Annotated in this window: 20 protein-coding genes; 12 read left to right on the forward strand and 8 right to left on the reverse strand. The window is 72.6% G+C overall.

Translation table 11 applies throughout. The annotated features are described in order from the left end of the window. From ACWCPF_RS21840 to rpmB, 3 genes are all read right to left on the reverse strand, one after another. The coding region (locus tag ACWCPF_RS21840) for an FAD-dependent monooxygenase (RefSeq protein WP_451046723.1) at nt 1-376 on the reverse strand (376 nt) is incomplete at its 3' end. A 46-nt stretch (nt 377-422) separates the two neighbouring features. Continuing rightward, on the reverse strand, nt 423-3,539 hold the full coding sequence (locus ACWCPF_RS21845; protein WP_451046724.1) for a BTAD domain-containing putative transcriptional regulator: 3,117 nt from the start codon (nt 3,537-3,539) through the stop codon (nt 423-425). A gap of 152 nt (nt 3,540-3,691) precedes the next feature. Next, nucleotides 3,692-3,877 (reverse strand): 50S ribosomal protein L28, encoded by a 186-nt coding sequence (gene rpmB / locus ACWCPF_RS21850; protein ID WP_013000438.1) that lies wholly within the window; start codon nt 3,875-3,877, stop codon nt 3,692-3,694. 285 nt (nt 3,878-4,162) lie between these two features. Here rpmB and ACWCPF_RS21855 point away from each other — a divergent pair, with 285 nt between their 5' ends. Further along, on the forward strand, nt 4,163-5,902 hold the full coding sequence (locus ACWCPF_RS21855) for a DAK2 domain-containing protein (RefSeq protein ID WP_451046725.1): 1,740 nt from the start codon (nt 4,163-4,165) through the stop codon (nt 5,900-5,902). Nucleotides 5,903-5,948: 46 nt separating this feature from the next. Here ACWCPF_RS21855 and ACWCPF_RS21860 read toward each other — a convergent pair whose 3' ends face one another. Next, nucleotides 5,949-8,951, reverse strand: a complete 3,003-nt coding sequence (locus ACWCPF_RS21860) for a tetratricopeptide repeat protein (RefSeq protein WP_451046726.1) — start codon at nt 8,949-8,951, stop codon at nt 5,949-5,951. Continuing rightward, the gene (locus ACWCPF_RS21865; RefSeq protein WP_451046727.1) at nt 8,944-10,806 is read right to left on the reverse strand and encodes an HSP90 family protein; all 1,863 of its coding nucleotides are present in this window, start codon (nt 10,804-10,806) and stop codon (nt 8,944-8,946) included. The genes ACWCPF_RS21860 and ACWCPF_RS21865 overlap by 8 nt, the downstream gene beginning before the upstream one ends. Before the next feature lie 167 nt (nt 10,807-10,973). On the opposite strand from ACWCPF_RS21865, the gene recG reads away from it, so the two are divergent. The 8 genes from recG to mutM all read left to right on the forward strand — a co-directional run bounded on the left by recG (nt 10,974) and on the right by mutM (nt 18,317). Then, nucleotides 10,974-13,202: an ATP-dependent DNA helicase RecG gene (gene recG / locus ACWCPF_RS21870; RefSeq protein ID WP_451046728.1), complete on the forward strand. Its 2,229-nt coding sequence runs from the start codon at nt 10,974-10,976 to the stop codon at nt 13,200-13,202. A 136-nt stretch (nt 13,203-13,338) separates the two neighbouring features. Next, nucleotides 13,339-13,923, forward strand: a complete 585-nt coding sequence (rsmD, locus tag ACWCPF_RS21875) for a 16S rRNA (guanine(966)-N(2))-methyltransferase RsmD (protein ID WP_451046729.1) — start codon at nt 13,339-13,341, stop codon at nt 13,921-13,923. A gap of 26 nt (nt 13,924-13,949) precedes the next feature. Further along, nucleotides 13,950-14,429 carry a pantetheine-phosphate adenylyltransferase gene (gene coaD / locus ACWCPF_RS21880; protein WP_451046851.1) on the forward strand — a complete coding sequence of 160 codons (480 nt, stop codon included), beginning with the start codon at nt 13,950-13,952 and terminating at the stop codon, nt 14,427-14,429. A gap of 58 nt (nt 14,430-14,487) precedes the next feature. Further along, nucleotides 14,488-15,552, forward strand: a complete 1,065-nt coding sequence (locus ACWCPF_RS21885) for a cell division initiation protein (protein WP_451046730.1) — start codon at nt 14,488-14,490, stop codon at nt 15,550-15,552. Nucleotides 15,553-15,690: 138 nt separating this feature from the next. Next, the gene (locus tag ACWCPF_RS21890; protein WP_451046731.1) at nt 15,691-16,344 is read left to right on the forward strand and encodes a YceD family protein; all 654 of its coding nucleotides are present in this window, start codon (nt 15,691-15,693) and stop codon (nt 16,342-16,344) included. 2 nt (nt 16,345-16,346) lie between these two features. Then, nucleotides 16,347-16,520 carry a 50S ribosomal protein L32 gene (rpmF, locus tag ACWCPF_RS21895; RefSeq protein WP_007493396.1) on the forward strand — a complete coding sequence of 58 codons (174 nt, stop codon included), beginning with the start codon at nt 16,347-16,349 and terminating at the stop codon, nt 16,518-16,520. A gap of 19 nt (nt 16,521-16,539) precedes the next feature. Next, nucleotides 16,540-17,355: a ribonuclease III gene (gene rnc, locus ACWCPF_RS21900; protein WP_451046732.1), complete on the forward strand. Its 816-nt coding sequence runs from the start codon at nt 16,540-16,542 to the stop codon at nt 17,353-17,355. Between the two features lie 101 nt (nt 17,356-17,456). Further along, a complete protein-coding gene (mutM, locus tag ACWCPF_RS21905) occupies nt 17,457-18,317 on the forward strand; it encodes a bifunctional DNA-formamidopyrimidine glycosylase/DNA-(apurinic or apyrimidinic site) lyase (RefSeq protein WP_451046733.1) in 861 nt (286 codons plus the stop codon). Here the strand turns inward: mutM and ACWCPF_RS21910 are convergent. Both ACWCPF_RS21910 and ACWCPF_RS21915 read right to left on the reverse strand, forming a co-directional pair. Next, nucleotides 18,290-18,691: a winged helix-turn-helix transcriptional regulator gene (locus ACWCPF_RS21910; RefSeq protein ID WP_451046734.1), complete on the reverse strand. Its 402-nt coding sequence runs from the start codon at nt 18,689-18,691 to the stop codon at nt 18,290-18,292. The two genes, mutM and ACWCPF_RS21910, sit on opposite strands and share 28 nt — an antisense overlap. A gap of 109 nt (nt 18,692-18,800) precedes the next feature. After that, the gene (locus ACWCPF_RS21915) at nt 18,801-19,949 is read right to left on the reverse strand and encodes a CAP domain-containing protein (protein WP_451046735.1); all 1,149 of its coding nucleotides are present in this window, start codon (nt 19,947-19,949) and stop codon (nt 18,801-18,803) included. A 197-nt stretch (nt 19,950-20,146) separates the two neighbouring features. Between ACWCPF_RS21915 and ACWCPF_RS21920 the strand changes: the two genes are divergently transcribed. The 3 genes from ACWCPF_RS21920 (at nt 20,147) to smc (ending at nt 24,884) form a co-directional block, all read left to right on the forward strand. After that, a complete protein-coding gene (locus ACWCPF_RS21920; protein ID WP_307165601.1) occupies nt 20,147-20,428 on the forward strand; it encodes an acylphosphatase in 282 nt (93 codons plus the stop codon). Nucleotides 20,429-20,808: 380 nt separating this feature from the next. Next, the gene (locus ACWCPF_RS21925; RefSeq protein ID WP_020128723.1) at nt 20,809-21,012 is read left to right on the forward strand and encodes a hypothetical protein; all 204 of its coding nucleotides are present in this window, start codon (nt 20,809-20,811) and stop codon (nt 21,010-21,012) included. Nucleotides 21,013-21,299: 287 nt separating this feature from the next. After that, nucleotides 21,300-24,884 carry a chromosome segregation protein SMC gene (gene smc / locus ACWCPF_RS21930; RefSeq protein WP_451046736.1) on the forward strand — a complete coding sequence of 1,195 codons (3,585 nt, stop codon included), beginning with the start codon at nt 21,300-21,302 and terminating at the stop codon, nt 24,882-24,884. 25 nt (nt 24,885-24,909) lie between these two features. On the opposite strand, the gene ACWCPF_RS21935 is transcribed toward smc, so the two are convergent. After that, a complete protein-coding gene (locus ACWCPF_RS21935) occupies nt 24,910-25,881 on the reverse strand; it encodes an LLM class flavin-dependent oxidoreductase (protein WP_451046737.1) in 972 nt (323 codons plus the stop codon). Nucleotides 25,882-26,011 lie beyond the last annotated feature (130 nt).

The following is a 26,011-nucleotide window of genomic DNA, read 5'->3' on the forward strand; positions in this document are numbered from 1 at the left end:
CGTACTCGACGTCGCCGCGGGTGCGTTCGTACATGAGCTGTGCGAGCTCGCCGCGGAAGATCTCCACGTCGCCGCTCATCATCTCCGACGGCAGGTCCACCCGCGGCGAGCCGTCCGCGCCGACGACGATCTGGCGGCCCATGTGCGTCTGCCGGGCGTGGATCTCGTCCCAGATGCCCATGGCGGTGAGGATCTCGCGGTGGACGTGCCCGCGGAAGTCGACCGCGAAGCCGCCCGCGCGCAGGTCCGTGGACTTCTCGACGACGGTGACGCGGGCGCCGTACCGCAGGAGGTTGAGCGCGAGGGCCGGGCCGGCGACGCTCGCGCCGGAGATCAGGACGTCGAGATGGCTGAGGCTGTGCCGTGTGTTCGTCATGTGCGGAAGCCTCGCGGCGGCCGCTGACCGTCCGCGTACCGTTCTCCTACCGTGCGCTGACCGCCGCCGACCGCAGCGCGCGCCCCCGCTCGAACGCCTCGTCGTACGCCCGGCCGTGCCCCTGGCCGTGCCCTCGGCCGTCCCCCTGGCCGTCCGCCTGTGAGGACAGCTTCGTACGGGCGTCCCGTTCGATCCGTACGACGTCGGGGTCGCCGTGGGTCTGCGCGCCCCGCAGGCCCGCCGCCGCGCCCAGCAGCTCGGCGGCCCGCTCGGGTCCCGCGGCGACCTCCGCCAGCGCCTCGGCGACGGCGGCGACGGCCTCGGCGCCGGGCTGCTCCTCGGCGAGGGCGAGAGCCTGCGCGCACCACTCACGGGCCTGCTCGACGTCCCCCTCCGCGGCGGCCGTACGGCCCAGCCCGACCAGGATGAAGACGGTCTCGCCGAGGCTGAACCAGTTCGCCGAGCACGCCTCCAGGGCGCTTTCGTAGTGCACGCGCGCGTGAGCGGTGTCCCCGGACAGCCGGGCGGTGTCGCCGAGCCCGCGCCGGGCGGACGCCACCTTGTCGGAGGCGCCCGCGGTGCGCGCCAGGGCCGCGGACTGCGTGAAGTGCGCGGCGGCCGCCTCGGCGTCGCCCCGGTGCAGCAGCACGAAGCCGCGCGAGCGCAGCAGGTCCGCCGTCTCCTCCGGCGCCTGGAGCTCGCGCACGTACGTCAGACCCTCGTCGAGCAGCTCCAGGGCGCGTGCGTACTCCCCGCGCCGGTTCGCGTACCCGCCGAGCGGATCGAGGCAGTTGGCCATGCCCCAGCGGTCGCCCGTCTCCCGGAAGCCGGCCAGCGCGCGCGTGAAGGCTTCCTCGGAGGCGGGCGCCTCGCCCGAGAACTGGTGCTGGTAGGCGGTCCCCAGGTCGAGCAGCGCGCGCCGCCAGGCGCCCTCGCCCAGCTGCACGCGCACGTGGTCGTTGAGCGCCGTCGACATGGGGCCGCCGGTCAGCGACCACAGCACCATCGTGAACGGCAGCCGCAGCGGCCCCTTCAGCGACTCCATGAGCGTGTGCACGCGCGCGATGCGGTCGGGCTCGGCGGGGTCGTCGCCGCGCCCGGTGACGGTGTTCATCAGGCACAGCGCGTACTCCTCGACCAGCCCCTCGGGCGGCTCGTCGCCGACGGCCGCGAGGAGCGCGCGGGCTTGCGGCACCTGCGCGCCGTGCAGCCCGCGCAGCCGCCGGAACCAGGTCAGCGCCGCCGTCAGCCGCAGTGCCGCGCGGGAGTCGACGGCGGTCAGCCGGCCCACGGCAGCGTCCAGGTCGCCGAGCTCGGCGTCCAGCCGGGCCAGCCAGGGGAGCTGCTCCCGGCCGCGCAGATACGGTTCCGCGCGTTCGGCCAGCTGCAGGAAGTAGCTGGCGTGCGCGGCTCGCGCGGCCGACTCGGCGGTGCGCTCGTCGGTGTGCCGGCCTTTGTGCTCGTCGGTGTGCCGGCCGGTGTGCTCGTCGGTGTGCTGCTCGGCGGCGAACGCGCGGATCGTCTCCAGCATGCGGTAGCGGCCCTCGGTCACCTCCAGGAAGGACTTCTCCACCAGCGAGGCCAGCAGATCCTCCGGGTACGGCACCGCGCACACCGCCTCCACCGCGTCCAGCGTGGCACCTCCGCAGAACACCGTGAACCGCCGGGCCAGCTCCCGTTCCTCCTCGTCCAGCAGGTCCCAGCTCCACTCCACGACCGCGCGCAGCGTGCGGTGCCGGGGCGCCTTGGAACGGTCGCCCCGGGACAGCAGCCGGAAGCGGTCGTCGAGCCGGTCGGCCAGCTCCTGCGGGGTCAGGGTGCGCAGCCGGGCCGCCGCCAGCTCGATCGCCAGCGGCAGTCCGTCGAGCGCCGCGCAGATGTCGGCCACGCGCGCGTGGCCCTCGAAACCGGGCCGCACGGCACGCGCGCGGTCCAGGAACAGCCGCACCGCGGGATCCGGCGGCAACGGCGGCACGGGCATCAGCGCCTCGCCGGTGATCCCGAGGGACTCCCGGCTGGTCGCCAGCACCCGCACCCCCGGGCAGGCCGCGAGCAACAGGGCGGCCAGCCGGGCCGCGTCGTCGACCAGGTGCTCGCAGTTGTCGAGGACCAGCAGCAGCTCCCGGTCCTCCAGCGCGACCAACAGCCGGTCCGTGCCGTCCCCGGCGGGCGTGCGGAACCCTTCCCGCACCCCGAGCGCCGTGAGGACGGCGTACGGGATCCGCGCCCCGTCGGTGAGCGGCGCGAGTTCGACGAAGCACACGTCCGCACGCGTGCGTGCCGCCTCGATCGCCAGTCGGGTCTTCCCGGCGCCGCCCGGTCCGGTGAGGGTGACGAGCCGGGCGCCGGCGTCGGAGAGGGCCTCGGCGATCCGGGCGAGTTCGTCCTCCCGGCCGATGAACCGGGTGAGCTGCACGGGGACGGCGGGCCGCGCGGGTCCGTCGCCCCGGAGCAGCTCCAGGTGGAGCGCGGCCAGCTCGGGCGACGGGTCGGCGCCCAGCTCGTCGGCGAGGGTGCGCCGGGCCTGTTCGAACACCGTGAGCGCCTCGGCGGGCCGCCCCGCCGCGTGCAGGGCGCGCATCAGCTGTCCGTACAGCCGCTCGCTCAGCGGATGCGCGTCCAGCAGCCCCCGCAGCTCGGCCACCAGTTCGGCCCCGCCGCCGAGCCCGAGATCCGCTTCGACCCGGTCCTGGACGGCCGTCAGCCGCAGCTCGTCGAGCCGAGCCCGCTCGGCGTGCGCGTCGGGCAGGTCGGGCAGGGCCGGGCCGCGCCACAGGGTGAGGGCCTCGCGCAGCAGCCCGGCCGCGCCGGGACCGTCCCCGGCGGCCAGCGCGGCGCGCCCCTCGGCGGCCAGGCGCTCGAAGCGGTGCCGGTCGACGGCGTCGGGCGGGACGGCCAGACGGTAGCCGGTGGGGGTGGCCTCGATCTCGGCGTGCGGGGCCAGTCGGCGGCGCAGCCGGGAGATCTGGGACTGGAGCGCGTTCGCCGCTCCCGCGGGCGGCTCGGCGCCGTACAGACCGTCGGTCAGGCGCTCCAGCGAGACGCCGTGCCCCGCGTCGAGCAGCAGCAGGGTCAGCAGGGCCCGGGGGCGGGGACCGCCGGGGTCGACGGGGGCGCCGTCGTCGGTGCGGAGATCGAGGGAGCCCAGGATGCCGAAGCGCATTCACCCGAGTCTGGCAGGCGCCGGGCTCCCGAGGCCTGCCCTTTGGCCGGTCGAGGGTTCCTGAACAGGCAGAACACAGCAGAAAGCCGGCCCACCCGAGGTGGACCGGCTCAATGCAGCGAACCAGCAGTGGCCGCGCACTTAGCTGTGCGTCAGCGCGAGACCTTGCCGGCCTTGATGCACGAGGTGCAAGCGTTCACGCGCTTCGGCGTCCCGCCGACCACGGTACGCACGCGCTGGATGTTCGGGTTCCAGCGACGGGACGTACGGCGGTGCGAGTGCGAGATGTTGTTGCCGAAGCTCGGCCCCTTGCCACAGACGTCGCAGTTGGCAGCCACGGGTCACTCCAAAGACTTCAGATGCACTTACGGTTGATCCCGGCATGCCGGGATCAGGATCTAGGATCTGAGTGGCGGTGCCAGGGGGAAAGCCCGACGGGATCGGGCAACCGGAGCAGCATACAACGACTGCGCCAGTACAACGAAACTACCATGGCTGCTCAGGGCCCCTGCCCCCGGCCCCGGCGGTCCCGGCCGGTCTCCCGGCCCGGTCCGGCCCGTTTTCCGGCGGACCCCGGCGCTGGGTTTACGCTGCGTCCAGTCCAGCAGCTCAAGGAGGCGCAGGTGGCGCAGGTGCCGCAGACATTCTTCGATGCTCTCGCGGTGCGCACCTGGTGCGGCCTCGCGCTCACGGCGCTGGGCCGGGCCCGCGAGGAGATCGACGCGATCAACGTCTTTCCGGTCGCGGACGGGGACACCGGCACCAACCTGTATCTGACCGTCGAGTCGGCGGCCACCGCGGTCGAGGCGGTGTTCGCCGGGTACGAGTTCGGCTCCCGTTCGGGCGGCGCGTTCGTCGATCAGCCCTCGCTCGCCGACGCCTCGCGCGCGATGGCGCACGGTGCGCTGATCGGGGCGCGCGGGAACTCGGGGACGATCCTCGCGCAGCTGCTGCGCGGCATGGCCCAGGTGCTCGCCGCCGAGGGCGCGGGTCCGCACACCGACGGGGACGGGCTGCGCCTGGCCCTTCGGCACGCGGCCGACTCCGCCCGCCTCGCCGTCGCCCACCCCGTCGAGGGCACCGTCCTGTCGGTCGCCTCGGCCGCCGCCGACGCCGCCGACGCGGCCGGGGGAGCGGAGGGGGACTGCGGGACGGTCGCCAGGGCCGCCTACCGGGGCGCGTGCGCGGCGCTCGCCGCGACCCCGGGGCAGTTGGCCGTACTGGAGCGCGCCGGGGTGGTGGACGCGGGCGGCCGGGGGCTGGTCGCGGTCCTCGCGGCCCTGGTGGAGACGTTCACGGGAGAGACGCCGGGGCTCTCCGGCGCGGTGTCCGCGTCCACGGGGTCGCACACGCGCGTGCAGCAGACCCGGGCGGCGGCCGCGACGGACGCGGCGGACGGCGCCGGCACGGACAGGGAGGACGGGGTGGACGGCGAGGGCGGTCCCGCCTTCGAGGTGATCTACCTTCTGGAGGCGGAGGACGCGGCGGTGGCCCGGCTGCGGCAGCGCCTGGACGCCCTGGGGGACTCGCTCGTCGTGGTCGGCGGCGACGGCCTGTGGAACGTCCATGTGCACGTGGACGACGCGGGCGCCGCCGTGGAGGCCGGCGTCGAGGCGGGCCGGCCCTACCGGATCCGCATCACGCACTTCGGCGTCGGTGACGCGCACACGCGCGGGGGCGAGCGTCCGCCCCGCGAACGCGTCCAGCGCGCGGTCGTCGCCGTCGTGCCCGGCGAGGGCCTGGCCGGGCTGTACACCGAGGCCGGCGCGACGACCGTGCTCGCGCGCCCCGGGGAGCCGCCCGCCAGCGGCGAACTCGTCGAGGCCGTCCGACGGGCCCACGCGCGCGAGGTCGTGCTGCTGCCCAACGACGCCGACCTGCGGCACACCGCCGCCGCGGCCGCCGAGCAGGCCCGCGCGGAGGGCATCCGGGTGGCCCTGATCCCGACCCGCTCCGCGGTCCAGGGCATCGCCGCGCTCGCCGTCCACGAGCCGGACCGCCGATTCGACGAGGACGTCGTCTCGATGACCTCGGCGGCCGGCGCCACCCGCTACGCCGAGGTCGTCGTCGCCGAGCGCCAGTCGTGGACCATGGCCGGCATCTGCCAGGCCGGCGACGTCCTCGGGCTCGTCGACGGCGATGTGGCCGTCATCGGCTCCGACGTCACCGCCGCCGCCGAGACCGTCCTGAACCGCATGCTGTCGGCCGGCGGCGAACTGGTCACCCTCGTGCTCGGCGACGAAGCCCCCGAAGGCGTCGCCGAGCACCTGGAGGCGCGGGTGCGGGAGGCGTACCTCGCCGTGGACACGGTGGTGTACCGGGGCGGACGGCAAGGGGCGTTGTTGCTGATCGGGGTCGAGTGAGCGTGAGCCGGTAGGGAGCGAAGGGATCGTTCAACGATCGGATCGTTCAACGATCCCTTTGTTCCTCCGCCGCCTGCAGCAACTGCTCCGCCTCGGCCCGCCGCGCCCGCACGGTCTCGTCCTCCTCCTGATCACCGCTGCCCATGCCGATGTCGTTGCCCCCGACGCCGTCGGCATCGACGTCCGCGTAGGCCCGCAACACCGCACGCGCGCGTGCCGCCGCGTCCGCGGGGCGTCCCAGGTCCGTCTCCAGCCAGCCCGCGGCCAGCTCCGCGCCGGTCCGGGCGTGCAGCGCGTCCTCGCCCAGGGTGACGAACACCGCGACGGCCTCGGACATCTGGGAGAGCGCCCCGTCCAGGGCGGCCCGGATCGAGTCGTCGTCGGCGTCCTCGGCGGCGGAACGCGCGAGCAGGTCCCCGAACTGGCGGTGGGTGTGGCCGAGTTCGCCGACCAACCGGCGGCGGGCCGCGTCGTCGTCCGCCGCGTCGAAGGCGTCCGCGCACTCCTCCACCGCGCGCTGCATCAGCTCGCGCGCGGTGTCCGGGGTGTCCTGCGTGCGCAACGCCAGCCACGCGCGGGCGCGCAGGGAGCGGACCAGCCCGTGCACATTGCCCAGGTCCCGCCACAACCCGCCCGCGCGCGCGTAGGCCTGGTCCGCCTCGGCGTGCAGACCGGCCTGGGCGAGCGACTCCGCGGCCAGATGGGCGAGGGTCGCGTGGTCGTGCTGCTCGGGCCAGTGCCGGGCGATCTCGGCGGCCTGGAGGCGACGTTCGGCGGCGTCCCGGTGCTCCCCGAGCTCGCTCAGACAGTCGCCGAGCCACCACTGCGTCTGGACGACCGCGCCGTCGCCGTGCGTCTCGGCGGTCAGGTCCGCCAGCGCCGACTCCAGCACCTCCGCCGCCTCCGCCCAGCGGCCCAGCCGGACCAGGAACCCGCCGAGCTGGTGCCGCGCCCATGCGCCGAACGTCGGGCCCGCGCCCGCCTCGTCGGCCCAGTGCGCCGCCTCCAGGGCGTGCTCAGCGGCCTCGTCGGCCTCGCCCCGGCCGCCGACGACCTCGGCGAGCTGAAGATGCAGCTGGGCCCGCCCGACGGCCTCCAGGAACGGCCCGCCGTGCTCCAGGGCCGCCCGCAGCGCCCGCTCCGCCTCCACCATGTCGTCCAGCTGGTGGGCGAGACCGGCCAGCCGGGCCTCGTACTCCACGGCGAACCACGGCAGACCCGCCTCGACGAACTCGGCCGCGGCCCGCGCGAGCAACTCCGCGCCCGCCTCCGGGTCCCCGGACTGCGTCGCGAGCTCCGCGAGCATCGCGTGCCCCTCGGCGACCCGCGCGGCGAGCCGTACGTCGTTGCCGGCCCGCCCGTCCACGAGCGCCAGCAGCTCTCCCACGGCCGCCTCCGCCGCCGTCAGAACGGCTTCGGGCACCTGCCCCTCGGCCTCGTGGACGCGGCGCATCAGGATCCTTGCCCGCGCCATCAGCACGCTCGCCGCCTGGGGCACCTCCGTGCCGCCCTCGGCGTACAGCGCGAGGACCCGGTCGTACGGGTCGGCGACGGCCGCGAGCGCCTCGTCGACCTCGCCGGCGAGCGCACGGACGTACGCCGCACGCGCGCGTGCCGCGAGAGCCTCTCCGGGGTCGCCCGCCTCCGCGTACAGCTCGGCGGCCTGCTCGAACGTTTCCGCGCCCTCCGGGCCGAGACCGATCGCCTCATGGTCGGCGATCTCCGCACGGTCACGCGCGGCCAGCTCGACGCGCTCCGCGCCGTCCGCCCCCGCGGCCAGCTCGGCCACCCGTGCCCACGCCTCCACGGCCTGCGGCCGGAGCGTGTCCGACAGCCGCCGGGCCTCGACCAGCAGAGCCGACAGATCCGGCTCACCGGCCTCCTCGGCCGCAGCCGGCGCCACGGGCGCCGGTGCGGACACCGCGGCCGCCGGGCGCGCGGCCCGCACCCCCAGGGGCAGCCGTTCCACCAGCGGCCGCTGCTCCATACGCGCGCGTGCCCGCTCGCTGACGTGCGCGGTGCCGTTGCGCTCGTCGAAGCGCGCGGCCAGCGCGAGGGCCTCCGCGCGCGCGTGCGCCGCGAGTTCGACGGCCGTCCACTCCCGCCCGGCCGCCCCGGGCACCCGCTGCCCGCCGAGCCCGAGCGCGCACAGGCGCTCCATGAGCAGCACGACGACGCTCAGGAACTCCATCCTGCTGCGCGGCTGCCCCTCGTCCGTGAAATACGCCGGCCGCTCCGCGAGCAGCTCCAGACCCCGCGCCTCGTTGCCGGTCAGCGCGCAGAACTCGACGTGGTCGGCGTAGGCGCTCCGCATGCTCTCCATGGGCCGCACCAGCCGGAAACCCCGCAGATGGTGGGCGCGCGCCTCCTCCACCCGCCCCAGCCGCAGCAGCGGCAGCAGGGACGACGCGAGCACGGTGTGCGGCTCGTGCGCGCACGAGTACTCGCCGTCCAGGACCGGCGCCCACACCTCGAGCGCCTGCGCGTCACGCCCGCGTTCCGTCTGCCACCAGCCCTGTCCGTGCAGCTCGCACGCATGGCAGTCGGCCATGGCGTCCCGGTCCGCCGCCAGCCAGGCGGCGAACGCCCGCTCGGCCCGCTCGCCGTCCCCGATGTGCGCGGCCACGCTGAACTCGGCGCTGCGCACCGCCCGCTCGGAGTGCCCGGCGAGCCGGTAACGGTGCTCCATCTCGCCGAGCCACTTCTCCACCGACGCCAGCGGCACATGCGGCTGGTCGAGCATGCCGGCCGACACCCACTTGAAGACCCAGTGCAGCGAATGCGTCTCGAACTCGTCGAAGTCCTCGGGTCGTTCGTCCCACATCCGCAGCAGCCGCGCGAAGGGGACGAACATCTTCGCCTTCTCGGAGCTGTAGTTGTAGACCTTCAACTGGTGCCCGAGCGCCTCGATCACCGCCAACGGGATCTTCAGCGCCTCGGCGTCGACCAGCAGCTGCTCCGCGCGCGCGTTGCGGGCCGGCCCCTCCGGCTGCTCGCCGTTGTCCGCCATCGCCCGGCGCAGGGAGTCGAAGTCCGTGATCTCACCCATCAGTGTCCCCCTGCCCGTCCGCAGCGTGCCCGTCCGCCGACTGCCCGTGTGTGGCCCATTCCAGGAGCCCGATGAACGCCCGGTTCAGCAGCGCCGAGTCCGCCGGCCGCAGCGGACGCTGAGCCATCAGCAGCGCCTGCCCGTAGAGCGACTCCGCGGCCGTGCCGATCAGCTCAGGATCGTTCAACGAACTGATCCGCCGGATCAGCGGGTTGAGATGGTTCAGCACCAGACGCGCGCGCGGGGCGCTCCCGCGCAACGAGCCCAGGATGCCCGCCCACAGATCGTCGGCCTGTGTCTCGGCCTGCGCGCGTGCCTGTTCGTGCCGAGCCCCCCGGTCGTCGAGATGCAGCGCGGGCACCGACAGCGGATGAAAGGCCCGCAGGACGACGTCACAGCCCAACGGGTCGAGCTTCGCCCGCGCGGCGGCCAGGAAGCCCGCCAGCGCCAGCTCGTCGGCCGGGGCGACGGCGTCCAGATGGGCGGTCACCGTGTCCGCGTCCAGCTCGGCGACGACCGTCCCCGGCCGCACCGACGGCAGCGCCTCGACCAGCTCGCTGTCGTACGTGTAACCGCCGTTGATCACCCCGATGCCCTGCGCGGACGCGATCGGCGCGACCTGCCGGTACTCCTCCACCGTCCGCGTGAAGTGCACCACCGGGTGCCGCTGCGCGAACTCCTCCAGCGACAGCCGTCCGTCGGTCGTCTCGAACGGCAGCCACGGCAGCATCGTCCGCAGCATCTCCCGGTCGTGCCGGGCCAGGGACTTCACGCCCAGGTGGTGCACCGCCAGGAACGCCGCGAGCCGCTCCGGATCACCGGCCGCCAGACCCGTCAGCCATGACCGGATCCGTTCTCCCAGCGCCTCGCGGACCGCGGCCAGCGTCTCGTCCTCGTACAGCGACTCGCGCGACGCCGTCGGCCGCAGACTGTCGGTGTCCAGGACGCAGCGCACGAAGAACGCCCAGTCGGGCAGCAGCTGTTCGCCCCGCTCGGTGAGCAGCATGCCCTTGAGATGCACCCGGTGCGTCGCCCGCTGCGCCGGACTGACCGCCGCCGGCAGCACGTACGCCACCCCGCGGATCCCCGCCAGCGGCACGTCCAGCTCGACCGAGTCCAGCGGCGTGAACCCGAACAGCTCATGGCAGTGCCGGGCCAGCGCCACCCGCCGGTTGGCGGGGGAGGCGTACGTCCGGTCCCAGGGCGCGGGCAGATCGGTGACCGCCTCCTCGCCGACCCGCACGTCGTAGGGCAGCAGCGAGCCGAAGTCCCGGGCCAGCGCCAGCACCCGCGCCTCGGCGAGCCACTCCCCGGCGCCGGCCCGCGCCACCAGATGCACGGTGGTGCCCGGCTCGGGGCGCTCGGAGTGGGGCAGCGTGCGCACGGTGTACGAACCGTCGTCGCGCGCCGTCCACTCCACGGGCGGCGCGTCGGGGGTACGGGCGCTGCGGCTGACCACCCGGATCCGCTCGGCGACCACGAAACAGGCCAGCAGCCCGATGCCGAACTGCCCGAGGAAGTCCGAACGCACGTCCTGGAGGCCCTCGGCGCGCTTGGAACTGCGTCCGATGGTCGCCAGCAGGCTGTGCACATCGGCCTCGGTGAGCCCGATGCCGGAGTCCTCTACCCGCAGCCGGCCGTCCGCCGCGAACAGCCGTACCCGCGCCGGGGCGTCCGGGTCCTCGGTCCGCCGGGCGGTGATGGCGTCCACGGCGTTCTGCAGCAGTTCGCGCAGGTAAACCTTGGGACTGGAATAGAGGTGATGGGACAGCAGGTCCACCAGACCGCGCAGGTCGACCTGGAACGTATGGGGAGGCTGTGATGCCTGGGATGACTGTGAGGTCTGGGAGTCCATCGCTGCAGCGCCGCGGGCTGGGGGATGAGCACGGCGCGGGGTCGGGCGGTCCCGGTGGGGCGGTGACCGCGGATGATGGCCGGAGCGCGCCATCCTAGAGCCCGAGCGAGCCGTCTGACCAGGGGTTTCAGGACACGTATACGTCAATGTCAGTGGCGTGGTGTGCAATGGATCTCGTGCCCGCACTGGAAGAACCACTGAAAAAAGTGCTCGGCCCCGCCACCGCGAAGGTGATGGCCGAGCACCTCGGCCTGCACACCGTCGGCGACCTCCTGCACCACTACCCCCGCAGATACGAGGAGCGCGGCCAGCTCACCCACCTCGCCGACCTCCCGATGGACGAGCACGTCACCGTGGTCGCCCAGGTCGCCGACGCCCGTCTGCACAGCTTCGCCTCCGCCAAGGCCCCCCGGGGCAAGGGCCAGCGCCTGGAGGTGACGATCACTGACGGCAGCGGCCGGCTCCAGCTCGTCTTCTTCGGCAGCGGCGTGCACAAACCCCACAAGGAGCTGCTCCCCGGCACGCGCGCGATGTTCGCGGGCAAGGTCTCGGTCTTCAACCGCCGCCTCCAACTGGCCCACCCGGCCTACGAACTGCTGCGCGCGGACACCGGCGAAGCGGGCGCCGAGGAATCCGTCGAGACCTGGGCCGGCGCCCTCATCCCGCTCTACCCCGCCACCGCGAAACTGGAGTCCTGGAAGATCGGCAAGGCGATCCAGACCGTCCTGCCCCATGCGCAGGAGGCCGTCGACCCGCTGCCCGACTCCCTGCGCGGCGGCCGCGGCCTGGTCTCCCTCCCCGAGGCCCTCCTGAAGATCCACCGCCCGCACACCAAGGCCGACATCGCCGACGCCCGCACCCGCCTCAAGTGGGACGAGGCCTTCGTCCTCCAGGTCGCCCTCGCCCGCCGCCGCCACGCCGACGCCCAACTCCCCGCCGTCCCCCGCAGACCCGCCCCCGACGGCCTCCTCACCGCCTTCGACGCCCGCCTCCCCTTCACCCTCACCGAAGGCCAGCAGAAGGTCTCCAAGGAGATCTTCGACGACCTGGCCACGGACCACCCGATGCACCGCCTCCTCCAGGGCGAGGTCGGATCGGGCAAGACCCTGGTGGCGCTGCGCGCCATGCTCGCCGTGGTCGACGCCGGCGGGCAGGCCGCGATGCTCGCCCCCACCGAGGTCCTCGCCCAGCAGCACCACCGGTCCGTCGTCGAGATGATGGGCGATCTGGCCGAGGGCGGGATGCTCGGCGGGTCCGACCAGGCCACCAAGGTCGTGCTGCTGACCGGGTCCATGGGCATGGCCGCCCGTCGGCAGGCCCTGCTCGACCTCGTCACCGGCGAGGCCGGCATCGTCATCGGCACGCACGCGCTGATCGAGGACAAGGTCCAGTTCCACGACCTCGGCCTGGTCGTGGTCGACGAACAGCACCGCTTCGGCGTCGAACAGCGGGACGCCCTGCGCGGCAAGGGCAGGCAACCCCCGCACCTGCTCGTCATGACGGCCACGCCGATCCCGCGCACCGTCGCCATGACCGTCTTCGGCGACCTGGAGACCTCCGTCCTCGACCAGCTCCCGGCCGGCCGCTCGCCCATCGCCAGCCATGTCGTCCCGGCCGCCGAGAAACCCCGCTTCCTGACCCGCGCCTGGGAACGCGTCCGCGAGGAGGTCGAAAGCGGCCATCAGGCGTACGTCGTCTGCCCGCGCATCGGGGACGAGGAGGAGGACGCGAAGAAGTCCGGCAAGGCCAAGCAGAAGTCCCCCGAGGACGAGGCCGAGAAGCGGCCCCCGCTGGCGGTCGTCGACATCGCCGAGCAGCTGAGCGCCGGCCCCCTGCACGGCCTCAAGGTCGAGATCCTGCACGGCCGGATGCCCCCGGACGACAAGGACGCCGTCATGCGCCGCTTCGCCGCAGGCGAGACCGGCGTCCTGGTCGCCACGACCGTCATCGAGGTCGGCGTCAACGTCCCGAACGCCACCGCGATGGTGATCATGGACGCGGACCGCTTCGGCGTCTCCCAGCTGCACCAGCTGCGCGGTCGCGTGGGCCGGGGCTCGGCACCCGGTCTGTGCCTCCTGGTCACCGAGATGCCGGAGGCGAGCGCGGCCCGCCGGCGGCTCGACGCGGTCGCCGCCACGCTCGACGGCTTCGAGCTCTCCCGCATCGACCTCGAACAGCGCCGCGAGGGCGACGTCCTGGGCCAGGCCCAGTCCGGCGCCCGCACCAGCCTGCGCGTACTCGCCGTCATCGAGGACGAAGAGGTCATCGCGGAGGCGAGAGCGGAGGCGGTGGCGGTGGTGACGTCCGACCCGGAGCTCACCGGGCTGCCCGGCCTGCGGACGGCTCTGGACGCCCTCTTGGACGACGAAAGGGAGCAGTACCTGGAAAAGGGCTGAGGAGCAGCCGACCCCGAGGCGCGCGGAGCTGTACCGGAGATGCGGCTACCGCCGCGCGTGCGCGACCAGCCACACTGAAACCTGAACCTGAACCTGAAACCCGCAACCTGAAGCCGCCCACGACCAAGGACCCAAGATGACCCGCGTGATCGCCGGCACAGCCGGCGGACGACGCCTGGCCGTCCCGCCAGGGACCGGCACCCGCCCCACCTCCGACCGCGCACGCGAAGGACTCTTCTCCACCTGGCAGTCCCTCCTGGGCGGCCCCCTGGCCGGCGAACGCGTCCTCGACCTCTACGCCGGATCGGGCGCCGTAGGCCTGGAGGCCCTCTCCCGAGGCGCGAGCCACACCCTTCTCGTGGAGGCGGACGCCAGAGCCGCCCGCGTCATCCGGGAGAACGTCAAGACCCTCGCCCTCCCCGGCGCCGAGGTCCGCGCGGGCAAGGCCCTGCAGGTGATCCAGACGGCGCCGACGGCCCCCTACGACCTCGTCTTCCTCGACCCCCCGTACGCCGTCACGGACGACGATCTTCGGGAGATTCTGCTCACACTCCGCACGGGGGGCTGGCTCGCGGCCGACGCCCTCGTCACCGTGGAGCGCAGCACCAGAGGCGGAGAGTTCGGTTGGCCGGACGGCTTCGAAGCGCTCCGGGCCCGTCGCTACGGCGAGGGAACGTTTTGGTACGGTCGCGCCGCCTCTACGTGTGAAGACGCACGATGACCGGACTGGAGAGCGAGGGACCACAAGTGCGCCGTGCCGTCTGTCCCGGGTCGTTCGACCCGATCACCAACGGACACCTCGACATCATTTCCCGCGCCTCCCGTCTCTACGACGAGGTCTATGTCGCGGTCATGATCAACAAGTCCAAGAAGGGCCTGTTCGAGATCGACGAGCGGATCGAGCTCATCCGCCAGGTCACCGCCGAGTACGGCAACGTCCGGGTCGAGGCCTTCCACGGCCTCCTCGTCGACTTCTGCAAGCAGCGCGACATCCCGGCCATCGTCAAGGGCCTGCGCGCGGTCAGCGACTTCGACTACGAGCTGCAGATGGCCCAGATGAACAACGGCCTCTCCGGCGTCGAGACGCTCTTCGTGCCCACCAACCCCACCTACAGCTTCCTCTCCTCCTCGCTCGTCAAAGAGGTCGCGACCTGGGGCGGAGACGTCTCCCACCTGGTTCCGCCGCTGGTCCTGGAAGCCCTGAACAAGCGCCTTCGCGGCGACTGATGGGGCTACAGTCGTCCCGTCCGTCTCCAACACAGCTGTAGAGAGTGGCGAGCAACCGGTGGACGTGCAGAAGAAGCTCGACGAGATCGTCACCGCGGTCTCCAGTGCCCGGTCGATGCCGATGTCGGCCTCGTGCGTGGTCAACCGCGCCGACCTGCTCGCTCTGCTGGAAGAGGTGCGCGCGGCCCTTCCCGACTCTCTCGCCCAGGCCCAGGAGCTGATCGGCGGCCGTGAGCAGATGGTCGAGCAGGCCCGCCAGGAGGCCGAGCGGATCATCTCCACCGCCCACGCCGAGCGCGGCTCCCTGATCTCCGACACCGAGATCGCCCGCCGCTCCCAGACCGAGGCCGACCGCATCCTCGCCGAGGCCCGCAAGGAGGCCGAGGAGGTCCGCGCGGACGCCGACGACTACGTCGACTCCAAGCTCGCCAACTTCGAGGTCGTCCTCACCAAGACCCTCGGCTCCGTCGGCCGCGGCCGCGAGAAGCTCCTCGGCACCGGTCCCGGCCTCGACGAGAACGGCTACGACGACGAGGACGCCCCGGAGCGCAGCCACGACCCGGAGACCCTGCGCCGCGACGCCGACGCGTACGTCGACACCAAGCTGGGCGCCTTCGAAGCGGTGCTCGCCAAGACCCTGGAGGCCGTCGGCCGCGGCCGCCAGAAGCTGCACGGCCGCATCGCCTCGGACGACCTCGGCGCCCTCTCCGAGGACCTCACCACCTTCCAGCACTCCTCCGACGCCGACTACCTCGCCGACCTGGCCGCCCTCGCCGAGCGGGACACCGCGGCCGAGCAGCCCGTCCAGCAGCCCTACGAGCAGCCGCAGGAGGCCTACGCCTACCAGCAGCAGCCGCAGCAGTCGGACCCGTACGGCGGCGGCTACGGGCAGCAGCCGGCCTACGGCCAGCAGGACGCGTACGGCTATCAGCAGGCCGATCCCTACGCGTACCAGGGCTACGACACCCAGCAGGCCCCCTACGACCCGAACCAGGCCGGGCAGCAGCCGCAGACGCACCAGGACCCCCAGCAGGGGTACGCCCTCGACGAGACCAGCCTCTTCGACACCGGCATGATCAGCGCCGAGCAGCTGCGCGCCTACGAGCAGGGGCGCGGGCTGTAGCAGCCCCACCGACCCCGGATTGGGCTGTGGGCGAAAGCTCCAGTATCCTGGCTCTTCGGTCGCGTGTACGTCCGCGATCACCGCTGCCCGCAACACCGAGGGGCAGCGTCCCCTGAGCTCAGAAGATCGAAAGCAGGAATGGCCCTGAACGCCCGCCTCGACCACCGCAAGCCTCTCGTGTTCGACACACACGAGCTGGGGCGGCGGCCTGGTGCGCTGCAGCGCCTGACCCGTGAGATCGACGCCCCCCAGGATCTCGGGATCCCGGGAGTCGTCGGAGTGCCGGAAGGCGCTCCGACGGAGCTCGAACTCCGACTCGAGTCGGTCATGGAAGGGGTGCTCGTCACAGGCACCGTCCGTGCGCAGGCCGAGGGGGAGTGCGTAAGGTGTCTGGAGCCGCTCGAGCTGGAGCTCGAAGCGGACTTCCAGGAGATGTTCTCGTACCCTGACGCCGACGACCGGGGCCGCCCCAAGGCGGAGCCGGCCGACGACGCCGAGGAAGACGAGGACACGCTCTTCATCGAGGACGGCCTGTTCGACCTCGAACCCGTGCTGCGCGATGCGGTGGTGCTCGCACTGCCGATGCAGCCGGTGTGCCAGGACGACTGTCTGGGCCTGTGCTCCGAGTGCGGAGCACGGCTCACGGACGACCCGGACCACCACCACGATGCCACCGACATCCGTTGGGCGGCACTGCAGGGACTCGCCGGTTCACTCGGAGACGGCGAGAAGGACGAGATGAGCGGCGGCGCGCTTCCTTCAGCGCACGCCGACGAGAAGCAGGAGAAGTAGCCGTGGCTGTTCCGAAGCGGAAGATGTCGCGCAGCAACACGCGCCACCGCCGGTCGCAGTGGAAGGCTGCGGTCCCCACCCTGGTTGCGTGCGAGCGCTGCCACGAGCCCAAGCTGCAGCACATCGCGTGCCCGTCTTGCGGCACCTACAACAAGCGCCAGGTCCTCGAGGTCTGAGCGGCTGGTGAGAGGCTTCATGTCTGACGCCAAGGCGGACACGACCGCCAAGAAACAGGCGGACAACACGGCCTCGTCCCACACGCTTCTGGAAGGGCGGCTCGGCTATCAGCTCGAGTCCGCCCTTCTGGTGCGTGCACTGACCCACCGTTCCTACGCGTACGAGAACGGCGGTCTGCCGACGAACGAACGGCTGGAGTTCCTCGGGGACTCCGTGCTCGGCCTCGTCGTCACGGACACGCTGTATCGCACCCACCCCGATCTGCCCGAAGGCCAACTGGCCAAGCTGCGGGCCGCGGTGGTCAACTCTCGTGCGCTGGCGGAGGTCGGTCGTGGCCTCGACCTGGGCTCCTTCATCCGGCTCGGCCGGGGTGAAGAGGGCACGGGCGGCCGGGACAAGGCGTCCATCCTCGCCGACACCCTCGAAGCGGTGATCGGCGCGGTCTATCTCGATCAGGGCCTCGACGCGGCCTCCGAACTGGTGCACCGCCTGTTCGACCCGCTCATCGAGAAGTCCTCGAACCTCGGTGCCGGCCTGGACTGGAAGACCAGTCTCCAGGAGCTCACCGCGACCGAAGGGCTCGGCGTCCCCGAGTACCTGGTCACGGAGACCGGCCCCGACCACGAGAAGACCTTCACTGCTGCCGCCCGCGTCGGAGGCGTCTCGTACGGCACCGGCACCGGCCGCAGCAAGAAGGAGGCGGAGCAACAGGCCGCCGAGTCCGCTTGGCGGTCCATCCGGGCCGACGCGGACGAGCGAGCCAAGGCGGCGAAGGCGGCCCCGGCCGCTCCGGCCGCCGACGGCAGCCCGGACCCCGAGTCCGCCTCCGCCTGACAAAGCAGTGAAAGCGGCACAACCGTAGAACAGCAGTAGGACATCAGTACGAGACGAGCGCCCGCCTCCACTGGAGGCGGGCGTTCCGTACAGGGGGGCCCATGCCCGAGTTGCCCGAGGTCGAGGTCGTCCGGCGCGGACTGGAACGGTGGGTCGCCCATCGCACGGTCGCCGAGGCCGAGGTGCTGCACCCGCGTGCCGTACGCCGTCACCTGGCCGGCGCCGACGACTTCGCGCACCGCCTCAAGGGCCACCGCATCGGCGCCCCGAGCCGCCGGGGCAAGTACCTGTGGCTGCCGCTGGAGGACACCGACCAGGCGATCCTGGCCCACCTCGGCATGAGCGGCCAGCTTCTGGTCCAGCCGCACGAGGCTCCCGACGAGAAGCATCTACGCGTGCGCGTGCGCTTCGCGGACGAGGTGGACACCGAGCTGCGCTTCGTCGACCAGCGCACCTTCGGCGGCCTGTCGCTGCACGACACCACCCCCGACGGCCTCCCGGACGTCATCGCGCACATCGCCCGCGACCCCCTCGACCCGCTCTTCGACGACGAGGCCTTCCACCAGGCGCTGCGCCGCAAGCGCACGACCATCAAGCGGGCCCTGCTCGACCAGTCCCTGATCAGCGGCGTCGGCAACATCTACGCGGACGAGGCGCTGTGGCGCGCCCGGCTGCACTACGAACGTCCGACCGCGCACCTCACGCGACCGCGCACGCTCGAACTCCTGGGCCACACCCGCGACGTGATGAATGCGGCGCTCGCCGTCGGCGGCACCAGCTTCGACAGCCTGTACGTCAACGTCAACGGCGAGTCGGGCTACTTCGACCGCTCCCTGGACGCCTATGGGCGCGAGGGGCTGCCCTGCAAGCGGTGCGCCACGCCGATGCGCCGGCGCCCGTGGATGAACCGGTCGAGCTACTTCTGCCCGAAGTGTCAGAAAGCGCCGCGGGTCGCGTCGTAGCGCTCGCGTGCGTCGAGGACGTCGCCCATCCGCCCTTCGAGCAGGTGGATGAGGCTCAGCAGGCGCTCGGCCACCTCGTGCCCGAGCGGGGTCAGCTCGTAGTCCACGCGGGGCGGGTTGGTGGGCTGCGCCTCGCGGTGCACCAGTCCGTCGCGTTCCAGCGCGTGCAGGGTCTGGGACAGCATCTTCTCGCTCACGCCGTCGACCCGGCGGCGCAGCTCGTTGAAACGCAGCGAGCCCTCGTGCAGCGCCCCGAGCGTGAGACCGCCCCAGCGGCCCGTGACGTGCTCCAGAGTGCCGCGCGAGGGGCAGGCCTTGGCGAACACGTTGAACGGGAGGTCCTGGTCCTCCGCACGCTCCACGGTGATGTCCATACGCCGAGCGTACCCGAGGGCGGCGCTGGCCAACAGATTGCGCTAACCGCGGGTTAGTGCCTGGGCTCGGTGCCTGCTTGATCGTTTCTGCGGATTCCGTTCCGCGCGCTCAGTACCCGAAGTCCTGCGTCCACCAGGGTCCGCCGGACCCGAAGTGGACACCGACGCCCAGCGTCTTGAAGTCGCAGTTCAGTATGTTCGCCTTGTGACCGGGGCTGTTCATCCAGGCCTCCATGACCGCGGCCGCGTCGGCCTGGCCCCGGGCTATGTTCTCGCCCCCGAGGTCGGCTATCCCGGCCTCGGCAGCCCGGTCCCACGGGCTCGCGCCGTCCGGGTCGGTGTGGTCGAAGAAGCCCCGGGCGGCCATGTCGTCGCTGAACTTCTCGGCGAGCTGCGACAGTGCGCTGTTCGCGGAGACGGCACTGCAGCCGACCCTGGCCCGCTCCTGGTTGACGAGTTTCAGCACCTGGGCCGCGGCCTGCGCCTCGGCCGAGACCGTCACCGGGGACTCGGGCTTCGCCGGCGCCCTGGTGGCCGTCTTCGACTTGGACGGGGTGGTCTTCGGCTTCTTCGAAGGCGTGACCTCGGGCTTCTCGGTGGCCGTCTCGGTCGGCGAGGCGGGCGCCGAGGCCGAAGCCGAAGGCGACGAGGTGGTCGCGGAGGCGGAGGGCGAGACGGACGGCGAGGTGGACCGGTCGGCGTCGCGGCTGGTCGAGGAGCCGCCGCGACCGGTCTGGCCGGAGCCGGACGTGCCGCCCTGCTCCACGGCCGAGTTGGTCGGCGACTCGGCGGCCTGCACCTTGTCGCCCGAACCGCTGCCGCCGCCGAGCCGGTAGCTGTCCAGGCCGGGCACCACACCCGTGGCCACCGCGACGGTGCCTATCGCGACCGCCGCGGAGACGCCGAGCAGACCGGTCTTGACCGGGGTGGCGACCCTCTTCTTCCGGCGGCGGTTCGCACCGCCGCCCGGCCCCGTCCGCAGGGCGCCGCCCCCGGACGAGAAGCCGTCGGCGGCGAGCACCGCGGTGTCGGCGCGGGCGCGCTCGTCGTCCGTGGCGAACAGGTAGTCCTGGCTTCTGGTGACGGAGTCGGCGTACGCCTCCGGGTTCAGATACGGCGCGATGCCCATCGTGGGCCCGTCGCTCCCGTACCGGTCCTGCGGGGTGTGACTGTCCGCGTGCGAGCCGTGCGTCTGTGTGACCCCCGTGGCGCGGCTCGTGGCGGCGCGGCCGGCGGCGGAGCGTCGGTGGCGTCCCATGTCCTTGCCTTCCTGGTCCAAGCGGTGTTCCCACGGTCGGCCAAGGTCCTGGGGCGGCGCGCGCCCCCTGCTCCCTCTGGTCAACCCGACTCACCCGATCGAGTGAGTTTCGTATGAGAATCGTTGGGTGGGGACGGTACCGCATGGCGCTGGGGGCGGAAGTGCTCCGAGTGACTTTGCCCGGTTAGGTTGCACCCATGAGCGAGGATGTACGGCTGGTCGCCTGGGTGCGCGGACACGTCCAGGGCGTGGGATTCCGCTGGTTCACGCGGGCGAAGGCGCTGGAGATCGGCGGCCTGAGTGGTTTTGCTCTCAATTTGGCCGATGGCCGGGTCCAGGTGGTCGCCGAAGGGGCCCGTGAGGGCTGTGAGGGACTGCTCGGCTGGCTCCTGGGTGACGACACGCCCGGGCGCGTGGACGGCGTCACCGAGATATGGGACACACCACGCGGCGGCTACGACGGCTTCGCGATCCGCTGAGGACTGCGCGCGCGGCGGGCCCGGAGAAGCGGAGGGGCATGCCACCAGCATGTGCCCCGAGCAGAAAGGGCCAGGTGGTTGCCAAGAATCGCTTGCAGTGGCAGGCTCCGCACGTAAGGATGATCGCCACGCCTCGAGAGCCCCGCAGGAGTCGCAGCGCCGCCGTTTCGGCCGCGCGCCACCGGGATGCCCGCCAATACGGGGCGTGATCGTGTTGACCGTCAAACTTTTTGGTGAGACGCTGAAAGCACCCCGCGCACCTTAGCTGTTTGGCATGGATGAACGTCAGCACGAACAAGATCCTGCCAGGCACCGCGGGTGCGAATCCCTCACGACCCACACCGCTTCGGTCGGTCACTCAGTGTGGAGGACCATCCATCATGGCAAAGGCGCTTCTCGGTTACGTCGGCGGCTCCGACCCGCGACTCCTCGCCGAGATGCGACGGCTCCAGCAGCGTGTACAGGACCTGGAATCCGAGCTCGGACGGATCCAGGCCGAGAACGACGCGCTGACGGCTGCCGCTTCTCACGAATCGCTTCTGGAGAGCATCGACGCACGCCAGGCGGAGCCTGCGCTCACCTGATCGCTGCACCGCTGCACAACGGCATACGCAGTGGTCGGGCGGCTCATCGAACCCGCGTCGGACCGCTAAGTTGTCAGAGTTTGCAAGGGACGCTTCGGCGTCCCTTCTTTCTTTTCCTTCTTTTCTTGTTTTTCTTTTTCGCTTCCCCGTGCCCCCTGCGCGCTAGCCCTGCGTTGCCTCCCCCGCGCACCCTTTCAGTCTCTTAACGTTTGGTGTGCCCTGCGCGTTCAGGGGTGAAACCGCGGGTTCATGGAGTGGGACATCCCCGAAAGGTAGAGTCCAGCGGCGTGCACCTCAAGGCCCTGACCCTCCGAGGGTTCAAGTCGTTCGCCTCCGCGACTACGCTCCGGTTCGAACCGGGGATCACCTGCGTCGTCGGACCGAACGGCTCGGGCAAGTCCAATGTCGTCGACGCGCTCAGCTGGGTCATGGGCGAACAGGGCGCCAAGTCGCTGCGCGGCGGCAAGATGGAGGACGTCATCTTCGCCGGCACCACCGGGCGTCCCCCGCTGGGCCGCGCCGAGGTGTCCCTGACCATCGACAACTCCGACGGGGCGCTGCCCATCGAGTACGCCGAGGTCACCATCACGCGGATCATGTTCCGCAACGGCGGCAGCGAGTACCAGATCAACGGCGACACCTGCCGCCTCCTCGACATCCAGGATCTGCTGTCCGACTCCGGCATCGGCCGGGAGATGCACGTCATCGTCGGCCAGGGCCAGCTCGACTCCGTCCTGCACGCCGACCCCATGGGCCGGCGCGCCTTCATCGAAGAGGCCGCCGGAGTCCTCAAGCACCGCAAGCGCAAGGAGAAGGCGCTCCGGAAACTGGACGCGATGCAGGCCAACCTCGCGCGCGTGCAGGACCTGACCGACGAACTCCGGCGCCAGCTCAAGCCCCTGGGCCGCCAGGCGGCGGTGGCGAGAAGAGCGGCCGTCATCCAGGCCGATCTGCGCGACGCCCGGCTGCGCCTGCTCGCCGACGATCTCGTACGGCTCCGGGAGGCGCTGCAGACCGAGGTCGCCGACGAGGCCGCGCTCAAGGAGCGCAAGGAGGCCGCCGAGCAGGAGCTGCGCAAGGCGCTCCAGCGGGAGTCCCTTCTGGAGGACGAGGTGCGGCAGCTGACGCCGCGCCTGCAGCGGGCCCAGCAGACCTGGTACGAGCTGTCGCAGCTCGCCGAACGCGTCCGCGGCACGATCTCGCTCGCCGACGCGCGCGTGAAGAGCGCCACCTCCGCGCCCCCCGAGGAGCGGCGCGGCCGCGACCCCGAGGACATGGAGCGCGAGGCCGCCCGGGTCCGTGAGCAGGAGGCCGAGCTGGAGGCCGCCCTCGAAGCGGCCCAGCACGCCCTGGACGACACCGTCTCGCACCGCGCCGACCTGGAGCGCGAGCTCGCCGTCGAGGAACGGCGGCTGAAGGACGTCGCCCGAGCCATCGCCGACCGCCGGGAGGGGCTGGCCCGGTTGAACGGCCAGGTCAACGCGGCCCGTTCGCGCGCCGCCTCCGCCCAGGCCGAGATCGACCGGCTGGCCGCCGCCCGCGACGAGGCCCAGGAGCGGGCCGTCACCGCGCAGGAGGAGTACGAGGCGCTGAAGGCCGAGGTCGACGGCCTGGACGCCGGCGATCAGGAGCTGGGCGCACAGCACGAGGCGGCCAAACGGCAGCTCGCCGAGGCCGAGGCCGCGCTCACCGCCGCCCGCGAGGCGGTCACCGCGGCCGAACGCGAGCGCGCGGCGACCAGGGCCCGCCGCGAAGCACTGGCGCTGGGCCTGAGGCGGAAGGACGGCACGGGCGCCCTGCTCGGTGCCGGGGACCGCCTCGCCGGCCTGCTGGGCCCGGCGGCCGAGTTGCTCACGGTGACACCGGGCCACGAGGTCGCCCTGGCGGCGGCCTTCGGCGCGGCGGCGGACGCGATCGCCGTCATGACCCCCGCTGCGGCGGCCGACGCACTCCGCCTGCTGCGCAAACAGGACGCGGGACGGGCGGCGCTGCTGCTCGCCGGGGCGCCGGACGCGCCATCGAGGGGCGCGGGGCAGGGCGCGACCAGCCACGACGCACCCGCGGACGGCCGACGACGCCTCGCGGCAGACCTCGTCCGCGGCCCCGCCGACCTGATGCCCGCCGTACGCCGTCTGCTCCACGACATCGTCGTCGTCGACACCCTGGAGGACGCGGAGGAACTGGTCTACCGGCACCCGGAGCTGACCGCCGTGACCGCCGAAGGCGACCTGCTGGGCGCCCACTTCGCCCACGGCGGCTCCGCGGGCGCCCCCAGCCTGCTGGAAGTGCAGGCGTCCGTGGACGAGGCGGCCGCACAGCTGGAGGAGCTGGCCGTGCGGTGCGAGGAACTGGCCCGGGAACAGCAGACGGCCGGTGCCCGCCGCAAGGAGTGCGCGGCGCTCGTCGAGGAGGTGGGGGAGCGGCGGCGGGCCGCCGACCGGGAGAAGTCGGCGGTGGCCCAGCAGCTCGGGCGGCTCTCGGGGCAGGCGAGGGGCGCCGCCGGCGAGGCCGAGCGGTCCACGGCGGCCGCGGCGCGCGCCCAGGACGCGCTCGACCGGGCCGTCGAGGAGGCCGAGGAGCTCGCGGAACGGCTCGCCGTCGCCGAGGAGATGCCGGTCGAGGAGGAACCCGACACCGCCGTGCGCGACCGGCTCGCCGCCGACGGGGCCAACGCCCGGCAGACCGAGATGGAGGCGAGGCTCCAGGTCCGCACCCACGAGGAGCGGGTCAAGGGGCTCGCCGGGCGGGCCGATTCGCTGGACCGGGCCGCGCGGGCGGAACGCGAGGCACGCGCGCGTGCCGACCAGCGCCGGGCGCGGCTGCGGCACGAGGCCGCCGTCGCCGAGGCCGTGGCCGCCGGTGCGCGGCAACTGCTCGCGCATGTCGAGGTGTCCGTCGGACGGGCCGAGGCCGAGCGGGTCGCCGCTGATGCCGCCAAGGCACGGCGGGAGCAGGAGCTGGCCGCGGCCCGCACCGCCGGGCGCGACCTCAAGGCCGAACTCGACAAGCTGACGGACTCGGTCCACCGCGGCGAGGTGCTCGGCGCCGAGAAGCGGATGCGGATCGAGCAGTTGGAGACCAAGGCGCTGGAGGAGCTGGGCGTGGAGCCTTCGGGGCTGGTCTCCGAGTACGGGCCGCACCAGCTCGTGCCGCCCTCGCCGCCTGCCGAGGGCGAGGTGCTGCCGGAGGACCCCGAGGACCCGCGCAACCAGCCGAGACGGTTCGTGCGGGCCGAGCAGGAGAAGCGGCTGAAGTCGGCCGAGCGCGCCTATCAGCAGCTCGGCAAGGTGAACCCGCTGGCCCTGGAGGAGTTCTCCGCGCTGGAGGAGCGGCACAAGTTCCTCAGCGAGCAGCTGGAGGACCTCAAGAAGACCCGCGCCGATCTTCTGCAAGTGGTGAAGGAGGTCGACGAGCGGGTCGAGCAGGTCTTCACCGAGGCCTTCCGGGACACCGCACGCCAGTTCGAAGGCGTCTTCAGCCGGCTCTTCCCGGGCGGCGAGGGGCGGCTGATCCTGACCGACCCCGACCACATGCTCACCACGGGCGTCGACGTCGAGGCGCGTCCGCCCGGCAAGAAGGTCAAGCGGCTCAGCCTGCTCTCCGGCGGCGAGCGCTCGCTGACCGCCGTGGCCATGCTGGTGTCGATCTTCAAGGCCCGCCCCAGCCCGTTCTATGTCATGGACGAGGTCGAGGCGGCCCTCGACGACACCAACCTGCAACGGCTGATCCGCATCATGCAGGAGCTGCAGGAGTCCTCGCAGCTGATCGTGATCACGCACCAGAAGCGCACGATGGAGGTCGCCGACGCCCTCTACGGCGTCTCCATGCAGGGCGACGGCGTCTCGAAGGTCATCAGCCAGCGCTTGCGCTGACCCTTCGGCCGGCAGCCGGCCCGGCTCACGCCCCGAGCCGGGGCAGGACGTCCTCGCAGAACAGCCGCAGGCTCCGCCATCCCTGCGCCACCGGCATCCCGCCCGCCAGCGGGTGCAGGACGAGATTGTCGAGCCCCTGCGCCACACACTCGTCCGGCGTGAGAATCCGGTACACGCCCTCCTCCCGCAGCTCCCGGGTGGTCGTCGCCGCCGACCGCACCGCCGAGCGGATGTCGGCGGACTGCCAGGAGGCGTAGGTGCGGGCCTCGTGCAGGAAGTGCTCGCCGCACTCGGCCCACGCCCGGTCCGGGTCCTCCGCGATGTGCAGCAGCGGGGTCTCGGCGGTCGGCATCATCGTCCAGCCCTCCGTCCCGTACTCCACCAGCCGCTCCTTGTAGTACGCCTCCAGCTCCGGCAGATGCGCGCTGGGGAAGAAGGGCAGGCCGAGCCGGGCGGCCCGGCGGGCGGCCGCCTTCGAGGAGCCGCCGACCAGCAGCAGCGGGTGCGGCTCGGTCTGCGGGCGCGGGGTGACCCGTACCGTACGGCCCCGGAACTCGAACTCCTCGCCGGTCCAGGCCTTGAGCAGGGTGTCGAGGAGCTCGTCCTGGAGGCGCCCGCGCCGCTTCCAGTCCACGCCGGCCCGCTCGTACTCCTCGGGCCGGTAGCCGATCCCGGCGACCGTGACCAGCCGGCCGCCGCTCAGCAGGTCGAGCACCGCGATGTCCTCGGCCAGGCGCAGCGGGTCGTGCAGCGGGCCGATGATCGCCGAGACCGTGACCGCCAGCCGCCGGGTCGCGCCCAGCACCGCGCCCGCGAAGGCGAACGGCGACGGCAGCCAGTTGTTCTCGACGCCGTGGTGCTCCTCGGTCTGCACGGTCGTGACGCCGTGCTCGTCGGCGTAGCAGGCCATCTCCAGCGCGGCCCGATAGCGGTCGCCCAGCTCGGCGCGGGTCGCGCCGGGGGCGACGAGATTGAAACGGACGACGGTGACGGGCATGGGGAAGCCCCCTTCGCCGGGTGGGTGGACGGGTGCCGACGCCGCAGGACGTTAGCTGACGACTCGTCAGGTAACCAGGGGTAGGGCACACCCGTGTGGCCCCCCGCCCAGGCGTGCGGGGGTCACGCAT

Source organism: Streptomyces sp. NPDC001858 (genome assembly GCF_053594615.1).

Bases quoted from the DNA above. Each gene is read 5' to 3' on its own strand.
- ACWCPF_RS21845 (WP_451046724.1), bottom strand. From the start codon at position 3,539: ATGCGCTTCGGCATCCTGGGCTCCCTCGATCTCCGCACCGACGACGGC.
- ACWCPF_RS21925 (WP_020128723.1), top strand. From the start codon at position 20,809: ATGGCAAAGGCGCTTCTCGGTTACGTCGGCGGCTCCGACCCGCGACTC.
- ACWCPF_RS21920 (WP_307165601.1), top strand. From the start codon at position 20,147: ATGAGCGAGGATGTACGGCTGGTCGCCTGGGTGCGCGGACACGTCCAG.
- ACWCPF_RS21860 (WP_451046726.1), bottom strand. From the start codon at position 8,951: ATGGGTGAGATCACGGACTTCGACTCCCTGCGCCGGGCGATGGCGGAC.
- mutM (WP_451046733.1), top strand. From the start codon at position 17,457: ATGCCCGAGTTGCCCGAGGTCGAGGTCGTCCGGCGCGGACTGGAACGG.
- ACWCPF_RS21915 (WP_451046735.1), bottom strand. From the start codon at position 19,949: ATGGGACGCCACCGACGCTCCGCCGCCGGCCGCGCCGCCACGAGCCGC.
- rsmD (WP_451046729.1), top strand. From the start codon at position 13,339: ATGACCCGCGTGATCGCCGGCACAGCCGGCGGACGACGCCTGGCCGTC.
- ACWCPF_RS21890 (WP_451046731.1), top strand. From the start codon at position 15,691: ATGGCCCTGAACGCCCGCCTCGACCACCGCAAGCCTCTCGTGTTCGAC.
- ACWCPF_RS21910 (WP_451046734.1), bottom strand. From the start codon at position 18,691: ATGGACATCACCGTGGAGCGTGCGGAGGACCAGGACCTCCCGTTCAAC.
- ACWCPF_RS21935 (WP_451046737.1), bottom strand. From the start codon at position 25,881: ATGCCCGTCACCGTCGTCCGTTTCAATCTCGTCGCCCCCGGCGCGACC.
- rnc (WP_451046732.1), top strand. From the start codon at position 16,540: ATGTCTGACGCCAAGGCGGACACGACCGCCAAGAAACAGGCGGACAAC.
- recG (WP_451046728.1), top strand. From the start codon at position 10,974: ATGGATCTCGTGCCCGCACTGGAAGAACCACTGAAAAAAGTGCTCGGC.
- ACWCPF_RS21865 (WP_451046727.1), bottom strand. From the start codon at position 10,806: ATGGACTCCCAGACCTCACAGTCATCCCAGGCATCACAGCCTCCCCAT.